This is a genomic window from Vibrio nomapromontoriensis (assembly GCF_050337205.1).
Lineage (GTDB): Bacteria > Pseudomonadota > Gammaproteobacteria > Enterobacterales > Vibrionaceae > Vibrio > Vibrio nomapromontoriensis.
Genome location: NZ_JAKJSS010000009.1, coordinates 334,346 through 353,435, shown reverse-complemented (window position 1 = coordinate 353,435; position 19,090 = coordinate 334,346). Strand labels below are relative to the sequence as shown.

Annotated in this window: 16 protein-coding genes; 11 read left to right on the top strand and 5 right to left on the bottom strand. The window is 45.0% G+C overall.

All coding sequences use genetic code 11. The features are described 5' to 3' along the window. Positions 1–32 precede the first annotated feature (32 nt). On the top strand, positions 33–2,273 hold the full coding sequence (locus tag L4D05_RS12610) for a TonB-dependent receptor (protein WP_428794225.1): 2,241 nt from the start codon (positions 33–35) through the stop codon (positions 2,271–2,273). A gap of 201 nt (positions 2,274–2,474) precedes the next feature. Further along, positions 2,475–3,230: a YMGG-like glycine zipper-containing protein gene (locus L4D05_RS12605; protein ID WP_428794224.1), complete on the top strand. Its 756-nt coding sequence runs from the start codon at positions 2,475–2,477 to the stop codon at positions 3,228–3,230. 138 nt (positions 3,231–3,368) lie between these two features. Here L4D05_RS12605 and add read toward each other — a convergent pair whose 3' ends face one another. Next, positions 3,369–4,361, bottom strand: a complete 993-nt coding sequence (add, locus tag L4D05_RS12600; protein ID WP_428794223.1) for an adenosine deaminase — start codon at positions 4,359–4,361, stop codon at positions 3,369–3,371. Between the two features lie 338 nt (positions 4,362–4,699). On the opposite strand from add, the gene L4D05_RS12595 reads away from it, so the two are divergent. Both L4D05_RS12595 and L4D05_RS12590 read left to right on the top strand, forming a co-directional pair. Beyond that, a complete protein-coding gene (locus L4D05_RS12595) occupies positions 4,700–5,704 on the top strand; it encodes a LacI family DNA-binding transcriptional regulator (protein WP_428794222.1) in 1,005 nt (334 codons plus the stop codon). A 271-nt stretch (positions 5,705–5,975) separates the two neighbouring features. Next, entirely contained in the window at positions 5,976–6,551 is a 576-nt protein-coding gene (locus L4D05_RS12590) for a porin family protein (protein ID WP_428794221.1), read from the top strand. A 130-nt stretch (positions 6,552–6,681) separates the two neighbouring features. On the opposite strand, the gene L4D05_RS12585 is transcribed toward L4D05_RS12590, so the two are convergent. The 3 genes from L4D05_RS12585 to L4D05_RS12575 all read right to left on the bottom strand — a co-directional run bounded on the left by L4D05_RS12585 (position 6,682) and on the right by L4D05_RS12575 (position 9,681). Continuing rightward, complete coding sequence (locus tag L4D05_RS12585; RefSeq protein WP_428794220.1) at positions 6,682–7,200, bottom strand: DUF2058 domain-containing protein; 519 nt, start codon at positions 7,198–7,200, stop codon at positions 6,682–6,684. Positions 7,201–7,379: 179 nt separating this feature from the next. After that, positions 7,380–9,176 (bottom strand): phosphogluconate dehydratase, encoded by a 1,797-nt coding sequence (gene edd, locus L4D05_RS12580; protein ID WP_428794219.1) that lies wholly within the window; start codon positions 9,174–9,176, stop codon positions 7,380–7,382. Next, positions 9,169–9,681 carry a gluconokinase gene (locus L4D05_RS12575; RefSeq protein ID WP_428794218.1) on the bottom strand — a complete coding sequence of 171 codons (513 nt, stop codon included), beginning with the start codon at positions 9,679–9,681 and terminating at the stop codon, positions 9,169–9,171. The genes edd and L4D05_RS12575 overlap by 8 nt, the downstream gene beginning before the upstream one ends. A 152-nt stretch (positions 9,682–9,833) precedes the next feature. On the opposite strand from L4D05_RS12575, the gene L4D05_RS12570 reads away from it, so the two are divergent. Continuing rightward, a complete protein-coding gene (locus L4D05_RS12570) occupies positions 9,834–11,210 on the top strand; it encodes a GntP family permease (protein WP_428753085.1) in 1,377 nt (458 codons plus the stop codon). 8 nt (positions 11,211–11,218) lie between these two features. Beyond that, positions 11,219–11,827: a bifunctional 4-hydroxy-2-oxoglutarate aldolase/2-dehydro-3-deoxy-phosphogluconate aldolase gene (locus L4D05_RS12565; protein WP_428794217.1), complete on the top strand. Its 609-nt coding sequence runs from the start codon at positions 11,219–11,221 to the stop codon at positions 11,825–11,827. A 134-nt stretch (positions 11,828–11,961) separates the two neighbouring features. On the opposite strand, the gene L4D05_RS12560 is transcribed toward L4D05_RS12565, so the two are convergent. After that, a complete protein-coding gene (locus L4D05_RS12560; protein WP_428794216.1) occupies positions 11,962–12,846 on the bottom strand; it encodes a LysR family transcriptional regulator in 885 nt (294 codons plus the stop codon). A 193-nt stretch (positions 12,847–13,039) separates the two neighbouring features. On the opposite strand from L4D05_RS12560, the gene aptA reads away from it, so the two are divergent. The 5 genes from aptA (at position 13,040) to L4D05_RS12535 (ending at position 19,078) form a co-directional block, all read left to right on the top strand. Further along, positions 13,040–14,356 (top strand): omega-aminotransferase AptA, encoded by a 1,317-nt coding sequence (gene aptA / locus L4D05_RS12555; RefSeq protein WP_428794215.1) that lies wholly within the window; start codon positions 13,040–13,042, stop codon positions 14,354–14,356. A 67-nt stretch (positions 14,357–14,423) separates the two neighbouring features. Next, positions 14,424–15,914 (top strand): CoA-acylating methylmalonate-semialdehyde dehydrogenase, encoded by a 1,491-nt coding sequence (locus L4D05_RS12550; RefSeq protein WP_428794214.1) that lies wholly within the window; start codon positions 14,424–14,426, stop codon positions 15,912–15,914. Positions 15,915–16,004: 90 nt separating this feature from the next. After that, positions 16,005–17,036 (top strand): TRAP transporter substrate-binding protein DctP, encoded by a 1,032-nt coding sequence (gene dctP, locus L4D05_RS12545; RefSeq protein WP_428753079.1) that lies wholly within the window; start codon positions 16,005–16,007, stop codon positions 17,034–17,036. Positions 17,037–17,216: 180 nt separating this feature from the next. Next, positions 17,217–17,777: a TRAP transporter small permease gene (locus tag L4D05_RS12540; protein WP_428753078.1), complete on the top strand. Its 561-nt coding sequence runs from the start codon at positions 17,217–17,219 to the stop codon at positions 17,775–17,777. Next, on the top strand, positions 17,774–19,078 hold the full coding sequence (locus tag L4D05_RS12535) for a TRAP transporter large permease (protein ID WP_428753076.1): 1,305 nt from the start codon (positions 17,774–17,776) through the stop codon (positions 19,076–19,078). The genes L4D05_RS12540 and L4D05_RS12535 overlap by 4 nt, the downstream gene beginning before the upstream one ends. Positions 19,079–19,090: the final 12 nt, after the last annotated feature.

Below are 19,090 nucleotides of genomic sequence, written 5' to 3'. Positions count from 1 at the left end.
ACAATTTATCCAAGCAGTATAAGGACACTATTTTGAAATCGTCTCACTCCGTTAAGACAGGTCTATTTACCTTGTCTCTTTTAGCTTTATCAATAAACAGTGCATACGCTGAAAATGCACCGTTGGATCAAGCTCAAAATCACGCCTCTCACAAAACAGCGGAAGACACGACGCAGGAAGCGCCGAGCCAAGTAGAAAGTGAATCGAAAGCGGCTGAAACCATGGTGGTCACAGCGACGCGTTACAGCCAGGATACCGATAAAATCCCAGGGTCTATTCACGTCATCTCTAGCGAAGAACTCAAGCAACAGACAGCGGTAAGTGATGACTTAACCAGTGTCATTGCAAACCTTGTTCCGGGTATGACGCCTAGCCGCCAGAAACTCTCAAATCAAGGTGAAAATCTACGTGGTCGAACCGCACTTATCATGGTAGATGGCGTACCACAAAATAACCCACTACGTAACGGTAACCGCTACGGTTACACGGTTGATCCTTCCATGGTTGAACGTGTCGAAGTCGTGCAGGGGGCGAGCGCCGTCCAAGGCAATGGTGCAACAGGCGGTATCATCAACTACGTCACTAAAAGTGCTAAACCGGGCGATCACTGGAAACAAACGATTGGTACGCGAGTCACGTCTAACCTAAAAGACGATGGCACGGGCGGCAAGGTTTACTACAACCTGAAACAATACGATGAAGACTACGATCTATTCATTGGTGGTTCTTGGGAGCAACAAGGGCTTTACTATGACGGTAACGGCAACCCTATCGGTATGAATGCCGTCCAAGGTGAAACTCAAGACTCTAATGCGACGAACTTTTTAGCTAAGGGTGGCTATAACTTTGATGGTGGCGATCAACGCGTCAGCTTTAGTGCCAGCCGTTTTCAGCTGAAAAGTAACCAAAATTACATCCCAGTGAAAGGCGACCATGTGAACGGCACGCCGGGTACGGTTGTACGTGGCACACCAGAAGGCGTTCCAACCTCTAACTATGCAGAGTTGTACAACTTCGGTTATGACCACTACAACTTCGCCGGTGGTGAATTGAAGTTCCAAGCGTTTTACCAAGAGTTCGAAGCGGTTTATGGCCAAGCATCATGGTGGCCAACCGCTGACAAGCAAATGGATCAAGGCGCGATCGTATCGTCTAAGAAAGGGTTTAAGCTCAGCTATGTAAGAACCGATATTCTAGGCTGGGACGACAGCTGGGTAGTTGGCTTAGATGGCATGGAAGACGCCACGAAACAAAAACTCATGCAATCTGGTAAAGATGTCACGCCGGATATGATGTATCAAAGCCTTGCGCCTTTTGTTCAAGGTGATTTTCTTGTCTCAGACTCCCTACGTTTGTCCGGTGGTGTTCGTCTAGAAAATACCAAAGTTAAAGTAGCGAACGGGCAAACCCTATGGGGGTACGGCAATGCAGGTCATCGCCAAGTTGATATCATCGGTGGTGAGCAAAACTTTAGCCAAGCAGTATTTAATGCCGGCGCAGTTTACGATTTTACACCTTCGGTAAGTTCTTTCGTTGGCTTTAGCCAAGGTTTTGGCTTACCTGATATTGGTCGCGTATTACGCGGAAATTGGGTCGGAGGGCCAAGTACGCCACCCGCACCGGTAGGCGGTGCACCGATTGATTTCAACACTATGCCAGCAGTGAAACCCGTTGTGACCGACAACTATGAAATAGGCTTAAGCTACAGTGACGACAAACTGCATGTGAGCGGCAGTACTTATATGTCTATCGCCAAAGATGGTGCGAACTTGTCATTAAACAGTGGTGGCACCTATGATGTCACACGCCAACGTACCGATATCAAAGGTTATGAACTCACTGCGACCTACAATGTATTACCGACTACATCTATCCAATCGTTGTACTCTCACGTACAAGGACAAGTAGATAGCACAGGAAATGGTAGCGTTGATAGCGATATGGATCTTAAAAACTTATCCCCAGACCGCCTGCTTGTTGCGGTTAACCATAACTTTTCAGACCGCTTGAATGGGCGTGTCCAGTACAATCATATGTTTTCTCGCTCAAAAGAAGCCAACGGTGCTGGCGCTGCGCAACACTTCGAAGGCTATGGACTGATGGACATATCAATGTTTTATGACATGAACGGCTATGGTCGCGTAAGCTTTGCCGTTGAAAACTTGCTCAACGAGCAGTACATCAACTACTTCAGCCAGATCCGCAATCACTCAAGTTACTACTTCTCTGGCCGAGGACAAACCTTTAGCCTAGGGTACGAACTCGACTTTTAAGCGATTACATCACGGCCAGCAGCTACCCCTCTCGTTGCTGGCCGATCCCCCTATCGCATAAGGGGATCCCTGCCCCAATGCATTTAAAAACCATATAGATAACCCAGAAATTAGTACGAATCACCACCACATTCACTTGCAACCCATTCGTTATTTAAATAGAATTCCATTCCCTTAATTCCTGATACGAGTGTTTGTTCCATGAACCTTAAATCTAAATTTGCCGCGTTATCACTAGCAACTATCGTGTTAACTGGTTGCGCGACACCCGGTGAAACCGATCCCAATGAAATGACAAAACAAGGCGCTATTGGCGGTGCGTTACTTGGACTTGCGATTGGCGCGATCACAGGGGATGCTGACGTCGCAGCAAAAGCCGCTCTAGTTGGTGGTGTGGCTGGTGGCGTGTCTGGTGCCTCGGAAGATCTCGCCAATAATAGAGAAAATATTCGCGCAGAAAAAAGAGATGCCGCTCTTGCTGCAATTGGCAATCAAAACAGCGAATCTACGCCAAAAGTTTGGAAAGAACTCGATAACTTCACTGGAAAATGGCGGGTAACGGTTCAAACTCATGTTGTTGAGCCGGGTTCAACAACAACATCAGCGAGCGGTTCATTGAAGAAGACATCTGAAGCAGAAGTCGTACTCTCAGGCACTGATGAATTAGCGATTAACGCTAACTTTAGTTTTACTCCCGAAACTGGCTATAAGATGCAAATCAACAACGAGAAATCAAATACATCCGTTGAGTTTGCTGGTGAGTTTCAAGCTTCAAAAAACCGCTATAGTTTCTACCCAGAAAATTTAGAGGCCGTTATTTATGAAGGTGTTAATGCAAGCGATGTCCACATGGAATTAGGGTTCGTTGGTAAGAATATCTGGATTATCGATACGTTCGTGGTCGTCAAAGGCGAAGAGCTAAAAGTACAAACCTTTAAGTTCAACCGTCAAAGTTAATAACATGCCCACCAGTGTGGTGAATCATTAATCTATACCCATAAAAAAGCCCTGAAAGCAGACACTTTCAGGGCTTTTTCTCGCTATTGCTTAGTTCAACCAGCGATATAACCTAAAGCCACTAAACCCGAAACGCGTTTAGATTTGCGACATTAGCCATTGCTTAGTCTCAGCGTCGGTAAATGCGCCTTCAACACTATTACGATAGATGTGAGCATAGTCATCAGCCGATAGGTTGAACTGCTCGATGACCTTTTGTACTTCTTTTGTCATGGTGGTATTCGATACTGTGCGATTATCGGTATTGATCGTCACTGGAATGCCTTGCTTACGGAAAGACTCAATCGGGTGAACGTCTAAGCTCTCTACCGCTTTCGTTTGTACATTACTGCTTGGGCACGTTTCAAGAGCGACTTGCTTCTGGTGTACCAAGTCAAACGCTTGTTGATGTGTGGCGATGTGAATACCGTGTCCAACACGCTCAGCACCTAGCATGGTGATCGCATCGAACACGTTCTGACCTTCACCCTGCTCACCGGCATGAATCGTGACATTCAAACCTTTTTCCTTTGCATATTCAGCAAAAGGAATAAACTTCTCGCAAAAACCCAGCTCCTCGCCACCCGCTAAGTCAAACGCAGCAACACCCTTGCCAACATATTGAGCACCAACATCAATGACGTCTTTAATTTCATCGGTCGGCATATGGCGCAACAGTGACAAAATAATATTACCTTTAATGCCATGTTCCTTCTCAGCACGTTTCATACCGGCGACAACACTGCCAATAATGTCATCGATAGACAAACCTTGCTCACGGTGCAACAGTGGACCAAAGCGCACTTCCATATACTTGACGTTTTCTAACGCCGCATCTTCATACACTTCAAAAGCGATTCGCTCTAGCGCATCTTGTTGCTGCATCACAGAAAGGGGAAGATCAAAACGTTTCAAATATTCAAGCAAGTCGGTACAGCTTTCAGGCGCCACCATCATTTCACGAACAACATCAACATCTGTGCTCGCGAGCGCTACGCCTTGTTGCGCAGCCAATTCAATGATGGTTTCAGGTCGCACGCTGCCATCTAAATGACAATGTAGATCAATTTTGGGTAATGCATGGTAGTTCATTATCGCTCTCACTCTATTTTTATTATTGAAGTCTTTAAGGTGTGGACTTCTGCTAACGAAGGGGGTTCATAAACCGAGCTACGCTTGAATCTCCATTCTCAAAACTTGCTTAGCTATAGACCATAAACCTACAGGATTAGAAATTCGCTTTCAAACCTCAAATTTGACGCAAACGTATGCGTGAAAAATAAAAATTTTCTCATCACTGTTGGTTTATAAATAATCTATTAATAATAGAACAGTTTACTCAGCTAATAGCATGCATTCATAAGTCATTGGCATACTAAGGGATTCGGTGATAATGTTACATGTAACATTACATTGGTTAGTAAAAGATAATGACAACTGAACGAAAAGGGCGCCCTACTCTACAAGATATTGCCGATCAAGTAGGCGTAACAAAGATGACCGTATCTCGCTTTATGCGCAATCCAGATTCTGTCGCTCAAAAAACGCGTGATAAAATTGCGGCTGTCATAGAACAGGTGGGTTACATTGAAAACCGCGCGCCAGCTATGCTCTCTAAGTCTTCCAGCAAAGCCATCGGTATTCTTCTTCCCTCTTTATCAAACCAAATCTTTGCCTCTTTTGTGCAAGGTATTGAAGCGGTCACCAAGGCCAATGGTTATGAAACCCTTATTGCCCATTTTGGCTATGATGAAATAGAGGAAGAACATAAAATCGCTTCACTACTGTCTTATCAAGTTGATGCTTTAATCCTTACCGAGAGTCATCATACTCAACGTACATTACAGATGATTAAAACTGCAGACATACCCGTCGTAGAAACCATGGAGTTACCCGCAACACCTATTGATATGGCGGTAGGGTTAGATCACGTAGAGGCCTCCTATCAAGCGGTTCGACAAATGATCAAAAAAGGGCGAACCTCGATTGCCTATTTTGGTGCTCGCTTGGATACCCGTACTCAACTGCGTATGCAAGGCTACGACAAGGCCATGAATGAAGCGGGTCTGGAAATTAAGCATATCCTCACTGAATCGCACTCTAGTTTTTCTCTAGCTTCCGAGCTCCTAGATATGGCGTTGAGACAGCACCCTGATATAGATGGCGTATTTTGTACCAATGATGATATTGCTATTGGTACCATTTTAACCGCTCAGCAACGCGGTATTGCGGTACCGCAGCAACTTGCCGTCGTGGGCTATAACGCCTTGGATATTGGCCAAACTATTCATCCTAAACTCGTAAGCGTCGATACGCCTCGTTATGAAATTGGCGAAAAAAGTGCTGAGTTATTGATTGTAACTTTAAAAGGCAATGCACCAACGCAGCGTAGCTTTGATTTGGGCTATCGATTAACTGAAGGTGAGAGTCTGTAACGGTTAGTACTTGCTCTATTCTCTCACACTTTATTCTTTCATTTAGCAATGACTCTTTATTTCCCCTTCCCGCAAAAGGCGATCGGTCACCGATCGCTTTACCTCTCAAATGAAAATGCGAAAGCTACCCATGACATAACCCTGACAATTCGCGACATTTCCTACATTGTCAGACATTTCTCCCATGGATGTTTTAGGCGTGAGCTATTACATTGCACGTCGAATTATTAAGCCCCTTATAAATACCACTTTTAAAAATATAGGTTTCAGAATGAAAAAAGCAATCGCTCTAGCACTATGTACCGTTTTTGCCTCAAGCGCTTACGCAGCTGCAACAGATCCAGGTTTCTACATCGGTGGTGGTTTCGGTCTAACTGAAAGCAAGTTGAACAACCTAGATGATTCTAGCTTTCCAACCTTTGACGGCGAACGCGCACTAAAAGTTTACGGTGGCTACCAGTTCAACCGCATCGTTGCTGTTGAAGCAGGTTACACGAACTACGGTAAGTTCACACACCCTGCTGCGCCTGGTTTATCTGCGACTCCAACTGCACTCTCTGTAGCGGCAAATCTTGGTTACACGTTTGATAACGGTATTCGCCCATTCGCAACAGTGGGTCTATCGCACGTAAGTATGGAATTCAAACTAAACTCTGATTCAGAAAAAGACTCAGCGACAGGTTTCCGCTACGGCGTTGGTGTTGAGTATGCTCCACAGATGATCGATGGTCTAGCTATGCGCTTGGCTTACGAAGCAGATGCATTCAACGTTCAAGATCCAAGCAGCACTGTAACAAACACATTCTCAGTAGGTGGTCTATACCTAGGCGCATCATACAAATTCTAAAGACATTCGTACTTTAGACTCTATATAAAAAAGACCGCTGAATAATCAGCGGTCTTTTTTCATCCAATGCTTCACTATTATCGCCACTAAGAGATTTACTCCTAAAACAGCGTCTATCGAATAGTTATCATTACCACATCAAATCATCTGGAACAACAAAATCCGCGTACGGATCATCTTCAGCTGCGACTTCTTCTTTCACGTCATTCTCGATGACGGTTTCAGTATCGCGCTCAGCAATCTTCTTGGCAACAATCGTTGGAATTACGACATACGTATCTTCATAACGCGCAATCGATAGAATGCCTTTCGCCAATTGATCACGTGTCTCTTGCTCGACATACAGAGACTTAACCAAGTTTTCATCGGTAAAGTTGTACTTAATATCGCCGTTCTTATTGTCGATTTTATTCATATTCAACAATTGCTTAACTTGAGCACGCATCTCTTTACTCAAAACCAGCGCGTCACGCTCTTTGTTTAACTGTTTATCACGCTCAAGTTGCGCCGCTTTGTTTTCTTCTACCGCAGCTTTGGCTTCACGAGCTTGTACTCGAGATTTTTTCGAGCCTTTCTTAGCTTTTTTCAATTTCTTTTCGTTGACTAAACCAGCTTTTAGCATCTGCTCTTGGAGACTTAGTTTGGACATAAAATAACAGGCCTATAAAAAATTCATCTGCGTTAATGATCCCAAGAAATCACCCTGCGAGCAAGCCTGAATCCGCGATTTTCCTGACGAAAACGAAAAAAGAGCCTGCTTTAACTAGAAAAAGGGAAGCGGCAAGCTCTATCAATTAGCGTCAACAGACCGTCTTTCTGGACTTTATGCTAGACAATAAAACTCGCCCCTTCTTCTGCACTTGATACAGAATGACGCATGACCGAAAACAAATTGCGTCCCCACGCCTGCTGTTGCGATTCTGTCTCTATAGCAACAGCAGTACGGTCCTCCATATCCGTTAGGTTATCGAGTTGCCCTGTATGGCAATTTAGACGAATCAAATCACCTTCTTTAACCAAACCAATCGCACCACCACGCACCGCTTCCGGTGACATATGTATCGCCGATGGGATCTTGCCAGACGCACCAGACAAACGACCATCCGTGACGAGAGCAACTTGGTGTCCCGCTTTTTGAATATTGCCAAGAATCGGCATCAATTTGTGTAACTCAGGCATTCCGTTGGCGGCAGGGCCATTATGAGTCACAACAATCATGCAGTCCTGATTGAGCTCACCATTGTGGTAAGCCTTTTCGACATCGTGCTGCGAACGAAACACTTTAGCTGGAGCCTCAATGACTCGGTAGTCTTCGGCAACGGCTGACACTTTAATTACTGACGTACCTAAATTTCCTTTAAGTACTTTCGTACCACCTGTTTGGCTAAACTGTTCACCAATTAATGAGATCACCGTACTATCCGTTGATTGCTCAACAGGCACCCAAGTCAGTTCACCCTCTTCAATGACGGGCAGCGTCATTTGGTCAGCAAAAGAACCAAACACAGGCTGTACATCACGGTGAAGCAGTGACTCCGAATCCAAACGCTTTAGCAGCGCAGGAACACCGCCTGCATCTTGAAACGCATTCACATCTGCGGGGCCATTTGGGTACACCTTAACCAGTAGGGGTACCACATCAGATAGATCACTAAAATCTTGCCATGTAAGGATAATACCGGCCGCTTTCGCTACCGCGATCATATGGATGGTGTGGTTGGTTGAACCACCCGATGCTAATAGTGCAATCACGCCATTCACTAGATTCTTTTCATCAACCACTCGATACAAAGGGCGATAATTTGGTGTCGCTTTCGCCATAGAGGCAATAGACACCGCAGCGGATTTGGTTAACTCACGGCGCAACTCTGTATCAGGTTGAATAAATGCCGACCCCGGCAGCATTAACCCCATCGCTTCAAAAACAAGCTGGTTGGTATTCGCCGTTCCATAAAACGTGCAGGTGCCAGGAGAGTGATAAGCACTGCATTCCATTTTTAACAGCGCATCATTCCCCACTTCGCCTGACACATACTTTTGACGAACATCAACTTTTTCTTCGTTGCTAATACCCGTTTTCATGGGCCCAGCTGGGACAAACGCCGTAGGTAGATGACCATAGGTTAGTGCCCCCATCAATTGACCCGGGGCAATTTTATCGCAGATACCCAACAGAAGTGTTGAATCAAATACGTTGTGGCTGAGCGAGATCGCCGTTGCCTGAGCAATGACATCACGGGAAAACAAAGACATGTCCATACCCGGTTGACCTTGGGTCACACCATCACACATTGCAGGCACCACGCCAGCAACTTGTGCGGTATGCCCATATTCAGCCAACGCCACTTTAATTTCTTGCGGGTAACCCAAATATGGCTGATGAGCACTCAACATATCATTGTACGACGACACTAAACCAACATTAGAGCGGGTAAAATTGAGTATTTGGTCCTTTTCAGACTGACATGACGCCGCCACCGCATGAGCCAAATTTCCGCATGATAGTTGTGTCCTCCCTTTGCCTTGAGACTCCTGATGTTTCATGGCATCTAAATATTGGCCACGTAATACTTTACTGCGCTCAATGATACGAGCCGTTACTTCTCTTACTACTTGATTAGTCACGCGCTACCTCCAAAGCAACAGCCGCACGTTCAACGACCTCTTCCATGGTGCAATCAATATCCACAACCACGGTCTGAGGTTCTGCATCAGGCCGCTCCAAAGCATCAAACTGGCTTCTCACCATGTTCTCTTTCATAAAATGACCAGAACGATTACGCATGCGCTCAAGAATAAGGTCATAGCTGCCGTCAAGGAACAAGAAGGTAACGTGTTCATTGCCTTCACGAATTTGATCACGGTAGTGTTGCTTCAATGCAGAGCAAACAATAATGCCATGCTCATTCTTGCTTTCTAGGCTATAAGCTGCATCACGAATGCGCTCCAACCAAGGGGCACGGTCATCATCATTGAGTGGTTCACCCGATGCCATTTTTTGAATATTCGCTCGTGGGTGTAAATCATCTCCATCAATAAATTTTCGACCAAGCTTTTGCGCTAACATTGCCCCGATTGTGCTTTTTCCTGATGCGCAGACACCCATCACAATTACACTACTACCCGCCATAATCTCTTCTCCTATCCAAGTTTGCGCTGGATCCCAATTTTTGAATTAACTCGTAAATATGGGTTTATCTTATTCGTGTTATCGGTAACATGTTACCCGTAACTTAAATAAATGTGAACTATAACACAATTAATATTCCTAAAGGTGAACACATGGAACAACTAGCCCAAGGTATGGATCCTACCTACCTATTAACCGTGGCGGTGCTTGCAGTAGCGGCATTGTTACTGCTTATCATCAAGCTCAAAATACACGCATTTGCGTCGCTAACATTAGTAAGTTTAGGTACTGCGCTCGCGACGGGTGTCTCTTCTGATCAAGTCGTACCAACCATGATGGGTGGCTTTGGCGGCACGCTTGCTTCTGTTGCTTTACTGGTTGGCTTAGGCGCTATGATTGGTAAAATTTTAGAGGTAACGGGAGGCGCAAAAGTACTCGCCGATACGCTTATTGGTCGATTTGGAGAAGAAAAAGCCCCCTTTGCTTTAGGTGTTGCTTCTTTACTATTTGGTTTCCCTATCTTCTTCGATGCGGGCCTAGTCGTGATGATGCCAATCATCTTTAGCGTCGCAAAACGCTTTGGTGGTTCACCAATCAAATACGCCCTGCCTTCTGCTGGTGCGTTTGCAGTAATGCATGCCTTTGTCCCTCCACACCCAGGGCCAGTTGCTGCGGCCGATCTTCTTGGCGCTAACATCGGTCTATTGTTGTTTGTTGGTATCTTGGTTGCGATTCCTACTTGGTACTTTGGTGCTTACTTATTTGGCTTATACGCGGGTAAAAAATTCGATATCCCACTGTCTAAAGCCTTCTTTAACTCTGACGCGATCATCGACGAGTCTAAACTGCCAAACTTCGCAACAGTACTCATGATTCTTGTACTCCCTGTATTCCTTATCTTTATGGATACAGGTCTGAACACGCTTGCGGTTGCTGGCGTGATTGACGGTACATCACCACTCGTTGAATTCTTAAGAATGCTGGGTAAAACACCCGTTGCATTATTAATTACATTGCTGGTTTGTTTGGCTGTTTTTGCCAAAGACTACGGCATGAAGAAACTGGAAAACCTATGTGGTGACTCTTTAGCCCCTATCTGTGCTGTTATCCTGGTAACAGGTGCTGGCGGTATGTTTGGTGGTGTATTACGTGCCAGCGGTATCGGCGATGCTTTAGCAGACGTGATGGCTGACACTGGTATGCCTGTTATTGTTGCGGCTTTTGTTATCTCTACCTGTCTTCGTGTTGCCCAAGGCTCTGCAACGGTCGCGTTAACAACAACGGCTGCCCTTGTTGCACCAATGGTTGCTGCAACCACTGGCCTAAGTGAATTAGATCTATGTTTCATCGTGATCGCTATTGCAGGCGGTGCAACCGTACTTTCTCACTTCAATGACTCAGGCTTCTGGTTAGTATCTCGCCTACTTGAAATGGATGAGAAAACGACACTTAAGACATGGACAGTGATGGAAACATTACTTGGTACGATTGCGTTTGCTATCGTCGCGACACTCAGCTTTATCCTTTAAGGTATACTATGAAAACGCTAGAACAACAGCTAAAAGAAATTCGAATCGTCCCGGTTATCGCCATCGACAATGCCGATCACGCCGTGCCACTGGCTAGAGTGTTGGTCGAAAATGGCCTACCTTGCGCTGAAGTGACATTTAGAACGGAAGCTGCGGCGGAATCCATTCGCCTCATGCGTGAGGCGTACCCTGAGCTACTCATTGGTGCCGGAACCGTACTTAACGCTGCGCAAGTAGATATTGCAAAGGCCGCAGGTGCTGACTTCATTGTTAGCCCAGGTTTAAATCCAACAACCGTGAAATACTGCCAAAAAGTCGGTATTGCGATTGTTCCGGGCGTCAATAACCCAAGCTTAGTAGAGCAAGCAATGGAACTCGGACTTAAAACCGTTAAGTTCTTCCCTGCCGAGCCCTCAGGTGGCGTATCTATGCTGAAAGCTTTATCCGCCGTTTACCCGGTTGAATTCATGCCAACGGGTGGCGTCAGCCCGAGTAATGTTGAGGAGTACCTAGCCGTACCAGCCGTTCTTGCTTGCGGTGGTACTTGGATGGTGCCAACTCACCTGATTAATGAAGGAAAATGGGATGAGCTTGCTGAACTAGTGAAAGCTATTTAACACACCACTCGTCTTAGTAGCTACAAACAAAAAAGGAGCCTCGGCTCCTTTTTTGTTCACAAATTACATTCATCGCATCGTATTGGTTAGCTGATTAACGCTTTGTATTGTTCCTATCAAATCCTAGCGTGGCTTTAGTGCCGCGTTGAGGGCTCGACCATCTTACTGTACAGTTCCATCCAATAATCCATGATTAAACTTTTAGAATTTGATTTATTAATCGCCATCTCATAAGAAATTTGATTTTCAAGTTCCTTAACTTTCAGGCGCCGCATGCGACCACTGATGACCCACTGCTCTGCATAAAAGTCAGGTAAGAAACCAAGGTAACTGCCGCTTAACACCAGAAATGCAGCGCCTTCTCTATCTGGTGACTCAGCGCACACATTAAACAGTGACCAGTCGATATTCGCCGTGGAGCTGGATTGAATCGTTGGATAATGGCTGATATCGTCAATTTTGTAATCCACTGATTTTACAGAAAATAGAGGATGACCTACTCCACAATATAAGTTCTCAATTTCAGAATACAGCGGAAAATAATCAAAGCAATCGACCTTCTTTCCTACCTGAATAACACCAACATTCAATAAATTATTGCGCAGATCAATCTCCACCTTTTTCGATGGCATCATTTGCAAATGAACCGCCACATCTGGAAATCTATCTCGCATCTGAGTAATCATGTCCGTAATAACCATTTTTTTATGGTTAATAAAATTATCGGTAATTCCAAGATAGATCTCACCTGCCGCTTTATTATGTATTTGGTTCACTTCACTGCAAAAATTTGAAATAGACATTTGCAGCTCCTGAACGTGTGAATAAAACTGCTCCCCCTCACTCGTCAAAGAGAAACCTCCTCGCCCCCGATTACAAAGATGAAGTCCCGTTCTGGTCTCTAAGTCCGAAATAGCGATACTGACCGCTGAGCGACTAATATTGAGTTCGCCCGCCGCCTGAGTAAAGCCCGACAATTCCACCACTTTGCAGAATATTCTCATCGTTCTTAAGTCCATGTTAGCTAACTGCCTAAAGTAATCTCTGCTCATGAGGGGAATATCCATCCATTTTGAATGGGGATAATGTAGCACCAAACGGCCATATGTTTACATATTGTTAACGTAAGGTTTCGTAATTGGTGATTTATCTCATATTTAGTCGTGTGTAGATTGCTGTCATAGAAACCAACATAGAACAGGGAGACACACTATGTCATTGACCCAATCTCAATTTGACGCTCATTGGATGCCTTTTTCGAGCAATAGAGAATTCAAAAACAATCCACGTATTTTCGCATCAGCATCGGGTCACTACTTTACGGACGACAAGGGAAGAAAAATCTATGACAGCCTTTCTGGCTTATGGACGTGCGGTCTTGGTCATAACGTAACCGAAATCAATGATGCCATCAGTAAGCAATTAAAAACGTTGGATTATGCGCCAGGCTTTCAGTTTGGGCATGCAAAGTCTTTTGAGCTAGCAGAAAGAATGCTTGAAATCATGCCTAATGGACTCGATAAAGTTTTCTTTACCACAGGCGGCTCTGACGCGGTTGAAAGTGCGTTAAAAATTGCCAGAGGGTATTGGCGCAAGAAAGGCCAAGCATCAAAAACGCGCTTTGTGGGCCGAATGAAAGGCTACCATGGTGTCAACTATGGCGGCATTAGTGTTGGCGGCATTGTCGGCAACCGTTCACTCTTCGGGCAGGGTCTTGAAACCGACCATCTGAGCCACACTATGCAGGCCGCTGGTACCTTTAATAAAGGGCAACCAGAGAATGGTGCAAGTCTCGCGAATGAGCTGCTTGATATTATCGCACTGCATGATAGCTCTACGATTGCAGCAGTCATTGTTGAACCTGTTGCAGGCTCAGCTGGCGTCATCCCTCCCCCTGCAGGGTATCTGGAAAGACTGAAAGAGATATGCGTTGAACACGATATCTTGCTCATTTTTGACGAGGTGATTTGCGCCTTTGGACGCATGGGCGCTTATAGCGCTGCCGAAGCATTTGGCGTTACCCCGGACCTAATGACAACTGCGAAACAAATTACCAACGGTGTTTTTCCATTAGGGGCGGTACTCGCACGCCAAGAAATCTATGACTGCTATATGAGTAACAGCGGAGCTGAATCTGCCATTGAGCTCCCGCATGGCTACACATATTCAGCGCACCCGATCGGCTGTGCGGCTGCTTTAGCGACACTCGATTACATTCAATCTAACAATGTGATCAGTCAGGTTGAAGCGCTAAGTTCTGAATTTGAATCAAAAGTACATTCATTAGGCAACCTCAACTCAATATTGGATATTCGAAATTATGGCCTAGCCGCTGGTCTTACTATCGACTCCTCTGGTCGAATGCCAACCGATAGACCCTATGACATCGCAATGAAGATGTGGGAGAAAGGCTTCTATACCCGCTTTGGCGGCGACACTATTCAGCTCGGCATTCCTTTCATGTCATCGTCTGATGAAATTGATTCCTTGGTTAATGCGCTTGGCGAAAGTATCGAGCAAGTCAATTAAATAGCGCTTTGGCGCACGTCACTAAATTACATTACACATCACTAAATTACATTAAAAGGGAAAAGACATGGCGAATATAGGACACTTTATTGGTGGTGCATTAGTCTCTGATTCACTAAGAGAAATACCGGTATACAACCCCTCAACTGGTGGCGTTGATAATACGGTTGCCGCCGCCTCATTAGAAACAGTAAAACATGCCATTGAAAAAGCCACCAATGCCTTTCCAGCATGGCGCGATACTCCGCCGGCGAAACGCGTTAAGGTCATGCAGAACTTCAAACTGTTGCTGGATGAAAATAAAGACACCATTTGCGAGCTTATTGGTCAAGAACACGGAAAAATTGGCCATGATGCGCTCGGTGAGCTCACTCGCGGTATCGAAAATGTTGAATACACGCTGGGTATCGCTGAAAAGCTCAAAGGAGAACATTCCAACAATGTGGGACCTGGTATTGACTCGTGGAGTGAATTTGCACCTGTCGGTGTCGTCGCAGGTATTACCCCATTCAACTTTCCTGCCATGGTGCCATTGTGGATGTATCCCATCGCCATTGCATGTGGAAACTGTTTTATCTTAAAGCCCTCGGAGAAAGCCCCTTCTGCACCACTATTTATCGCTAAATTGTTGAAAGAGGCTGGCTTACCTGATGGCGTCATGAATGTCGTCAATGGTGACCATGAGGTGGTCAATGCCCTTCTCACCGATGATCGCATCAAAGCCGTTAGTTTTGTGGGTTCCACGAATGTTGCTGAGTACATCTATAAGACCGCAGCCGATAATGGCAAGCGCTGTCAGGCATTAGGCGGCGCAAAGAATCACGCCATCGTCATGCCCGACGCTGATTTGGATAATGCAGTAGAACAACTCATTGGTGCCGCCTTTGGTTCCTCTGGCGAGCGCTGTATGGCACTGTCTGTCGCCGTAGCCATTGGCGATGACGTTGCTGACAGGCTCATTGATAAACTCTCAACGGCAATGGAAGGACTCAAAGTAGGTCCTTACCATGACAATAGCGCCAACTTTGGTGCAGTGATCAGTGCAGAGCACCGTGATGCTGTGGTCGCACATATCAACAGCGCAGAAGAGCAAGGTGCGAAGATATTAATCGATGGTCGTCATACAAAAGTAGACGGTTACGAAAATGGTTATTTTGTTGGCGGCACACTCATCGACAATGTGACAACTGAGATGTCTAGCTACCAAGCCGAAATCTTTGGTCCTGTACTTCAAATCGTACGTGTCAGTTCAATGGAAGACGCAATGCGTTTAGTCAACGAACATGAATATGGAAATGGCACTTGTATTTTTACAAGAGACGGTGAGGCCGCACGCTACTTTAGTAAGAATATTGAAGTAGGCATGGTTGGGATCAATATCCCGTTGCCGGTCCCTGTTTCCTACCATAGCTTTGGTGGCTGGAAGCGTTCCGTGTTTGGAGACCTTGGAGCTTACGGCCCTGACGCTGTCCGCTTCTATACCAAGAGAAAAACCATCACTCAACGTTGGCCTTCAAACGGTGTCCGTGAAGGCATCAAATTCTCATTCCCAAGTTAAGCGTTCCTGTACCACTAACCCTAATACCAATTGGGGTTAGTCCTTTTACCACAGCAAAGCATAATACCATTTATGTTAAGGATAACGTCTATGCAGTTTCAATTACACACGACCAAAAAAGCCTTATCTCAATTATTAGTGGGGACCGTTATTGCGACATTAGCGACCGCAACATTAGCGACATCCTCCGTATACGCGAAAGACTTTATACTGTCTCAATCCTATCCGACCGATCATATATTCCATATGACGGCTCAAAACTTCATGTCTAACCTCGACTCGACAGGCTCTCAGTTCAAGCCTTCTTATCATTCCGGCGGTGACCTAGGAGGTTGGGAAGCTCAATTCGAACAAACCATAGACGGCGTGATTCCCATGACCATTAGCTATGGCGCTTCTGAGTTCGATAGCCGCCTCGATTTAACATGGTTAGGCTACGTCGTTGATGACTGGGAAAGCGCCAAAGTGGCCTATGGTCCAAATGGCGACATGTTAGATATCTATAATGAAATTTTTAATGACATCGGTCTACATGCGTTAGGGATCGTCCCGACGGGTTTTGGTTCTATTGCCGTACGTAAGGGTGTGGGAAAGGTACCTGTAAACTTCCCCGAAGATGGTAAGGGCATCAAGATGAGAACAGCGACCGTTCAAATTGGGGTTGACCGATTTAATGATCTTGGCTTTGCTGCTGTACCTATCCCATATGGCGAGCTATACACCTCTTTACAACTCGGTGTTATCGATGCTCGTGCAACCGCCCCGGCAGTTGAAATCTGGCAAATGCGTGATGTTCTTGAAACCTATATCCTAACCAAAGATTACTTTGAGCAAGCGTTTTTCCTCGTCAATAAAGACTGGTGGGAAGACCTACCTTCAGATGAACAAGCGAAATTCCAACAAGCCGCAGATAAAACAATGGCTTGGGTATGGAATGAAGCACAAGCCATTGATGAAGGGTACCTACAAAAAGTAAAAGATTCCGGCATCAAAGTCGTTGAACTGACAGATGACCAAATGAACAAATCAAAAAGCATTATTTACAAAAATGAGTGGCCAAAAATGGAGAAACTGGTTGGTGTCGATATTATGAAGAAAGTGACTGCCATCACCCAGCAATAGCCAAGTATTAGTCAGTATTAATAAGATCCCCGAATTGTCTTATTTGTTCCACTGAACTAACTATGATCAAGTCTTGTATGGTTAAGGGTCTTTGGGTGTTCTCTTAACCGTACCGGACTTTTATTCATATCTGCTGGCAAGCATAAAGTAAATAAATAGAAGTAATTAAAGAGAGGGTGTATGAGTGAGCAGAGTTATCAACGAGTGGGTAAAATTCTCGAATCCATAATTCGAATGCAAATTATCGTAGCTTCCGTTGGTTTATCTATATTAATGTTTACGCAAGTAGTTACCCGTTACTTTTTTGATTCCCCATTCCCAGGTATCGAAGAGGTCGCTATTTTATTAGGCGTGTGGATTTATTTCCCTGCTATGGGGTATGCCACAAAAACAAACGAACATATATATGGTGGTATCGTTGAACTGTTAGTAAAAGACGAGTACATACTGTCTGTCATTAAATTTATCATTTATCTTATCAGCATTTTTTCCGCTGCGATATTTTGCTATTTCGCGGTCAACTATGCCTATGGCGTTTTTGATAAAGGTCGAGTAAGTATTAGCCTACGCTGGCCTAGATATTTATGGAGCACTTCTATGGCATTTGGATTTGTCGTGATGCTCGCTTATTTTTTCCTAGGTGCCATTCGTCAGTGGAATACTGTATTGACGATGAAAGCACTCAGGAAACGAGTGGATACGAGCGCTATTAATCCAGAAAATAAAGGGACCTCTATATGATCATTTTCCTCGTTTCGCTTCTCATCATCGTCGTACTGTTATTAATAGGCACTCCCGTTGCCTTCTCATTTGGTGTTGGTGCATTACTGTTTAGTTGGTTTACTGGAAGTGACCTTTCATTTTTATTGCCCCATGGTTACAACACAACAGCAAGCTTTGCACTTCTTGCTTTGCCCTTATTCATCTTAGCGGGTTCCATTATGGCTGAGGGCGGTATTTCTGAACGAATACTAGACTTTGTCTCAGCGATTGTAGGTCGAGTAAAAGGTGGGCTTGGCGCGGTAACCGTTTTAACCTGCGCCCTATTCGGTGCGATCTCCGGAAGCTCTTCTGCGGCTATTGCTGCTATCGGCCAAATCATGATCCCGCGAATGATTCGGGAAGGCTATCCGGAGGGATACGCCACTGCCTTAGTCGCTTCTTCTTCTGTATTGGCGCTATTAATACCTCCGAGTATTCCGATGATTATTTTCTCAATTACTGGAGGTCTGTCTGTCGGTGCCGCATTTTTGTCAACCATCATTCCCGGTATCTTCCTGACAATATGGTATTGCATTCTCAACTTTATAATACTACGCAAAAACGACCATATTATTGTCCAACCTAAAACAACACTTTCCACTTCGATTAAAGAAGTCATGCGTTCTGGGTATAACGCTTCTTTTGCTTTGTTAATGCCTATTCTCATTTTAGGCGTGATTTATAGTGGTATGGCGACCCCCACAGAGGCTGCGGCGATTTCGGTGGTTTATGCAGCGGTAGTGAGCGTATTCATTTACCGAGGAATGTCGTTCAAACAATTAGGGGACGTAGCACTTAGGGCGTCGATCGTGACAGGTTCCATCATCGCGGTACTGTTCTTTTTGTTCGTCATGAGCCGAGCCATGATAATGCAAAAAATTCCCTCCGAGCTGGCCGAAGCGATGCTGGGACTCAGCGACAATAAATATGTCATATTATTTCTGATCAACATTCTACTTCTCTTGATCGGTATGATCGTCGATGATATTTCAGGAAGTATATTAGCCGCGGTCATCTTTCTACCTGTCACTCAGGCGCTGGGGATACACCCCATCCATTTCGCCGCCATCGTAGGGGTCAACTTAGGGTTAGGTAATGTTTCCCCACCCTGTGCGCCAATGCTCTATATGGCTGGAGGAATAAGTAAGCTTCGATTAGATCAGTACTTTAAACCAACGATCATATTATTGGCATTTGGTCACCTTCCTGTTGTCTTCATTGTGACTTTTTTCCCGCAAATATCTCTCTATTTACCTAAGTTACTGATGGGTATTTCCTAACCAAAAGGCTCT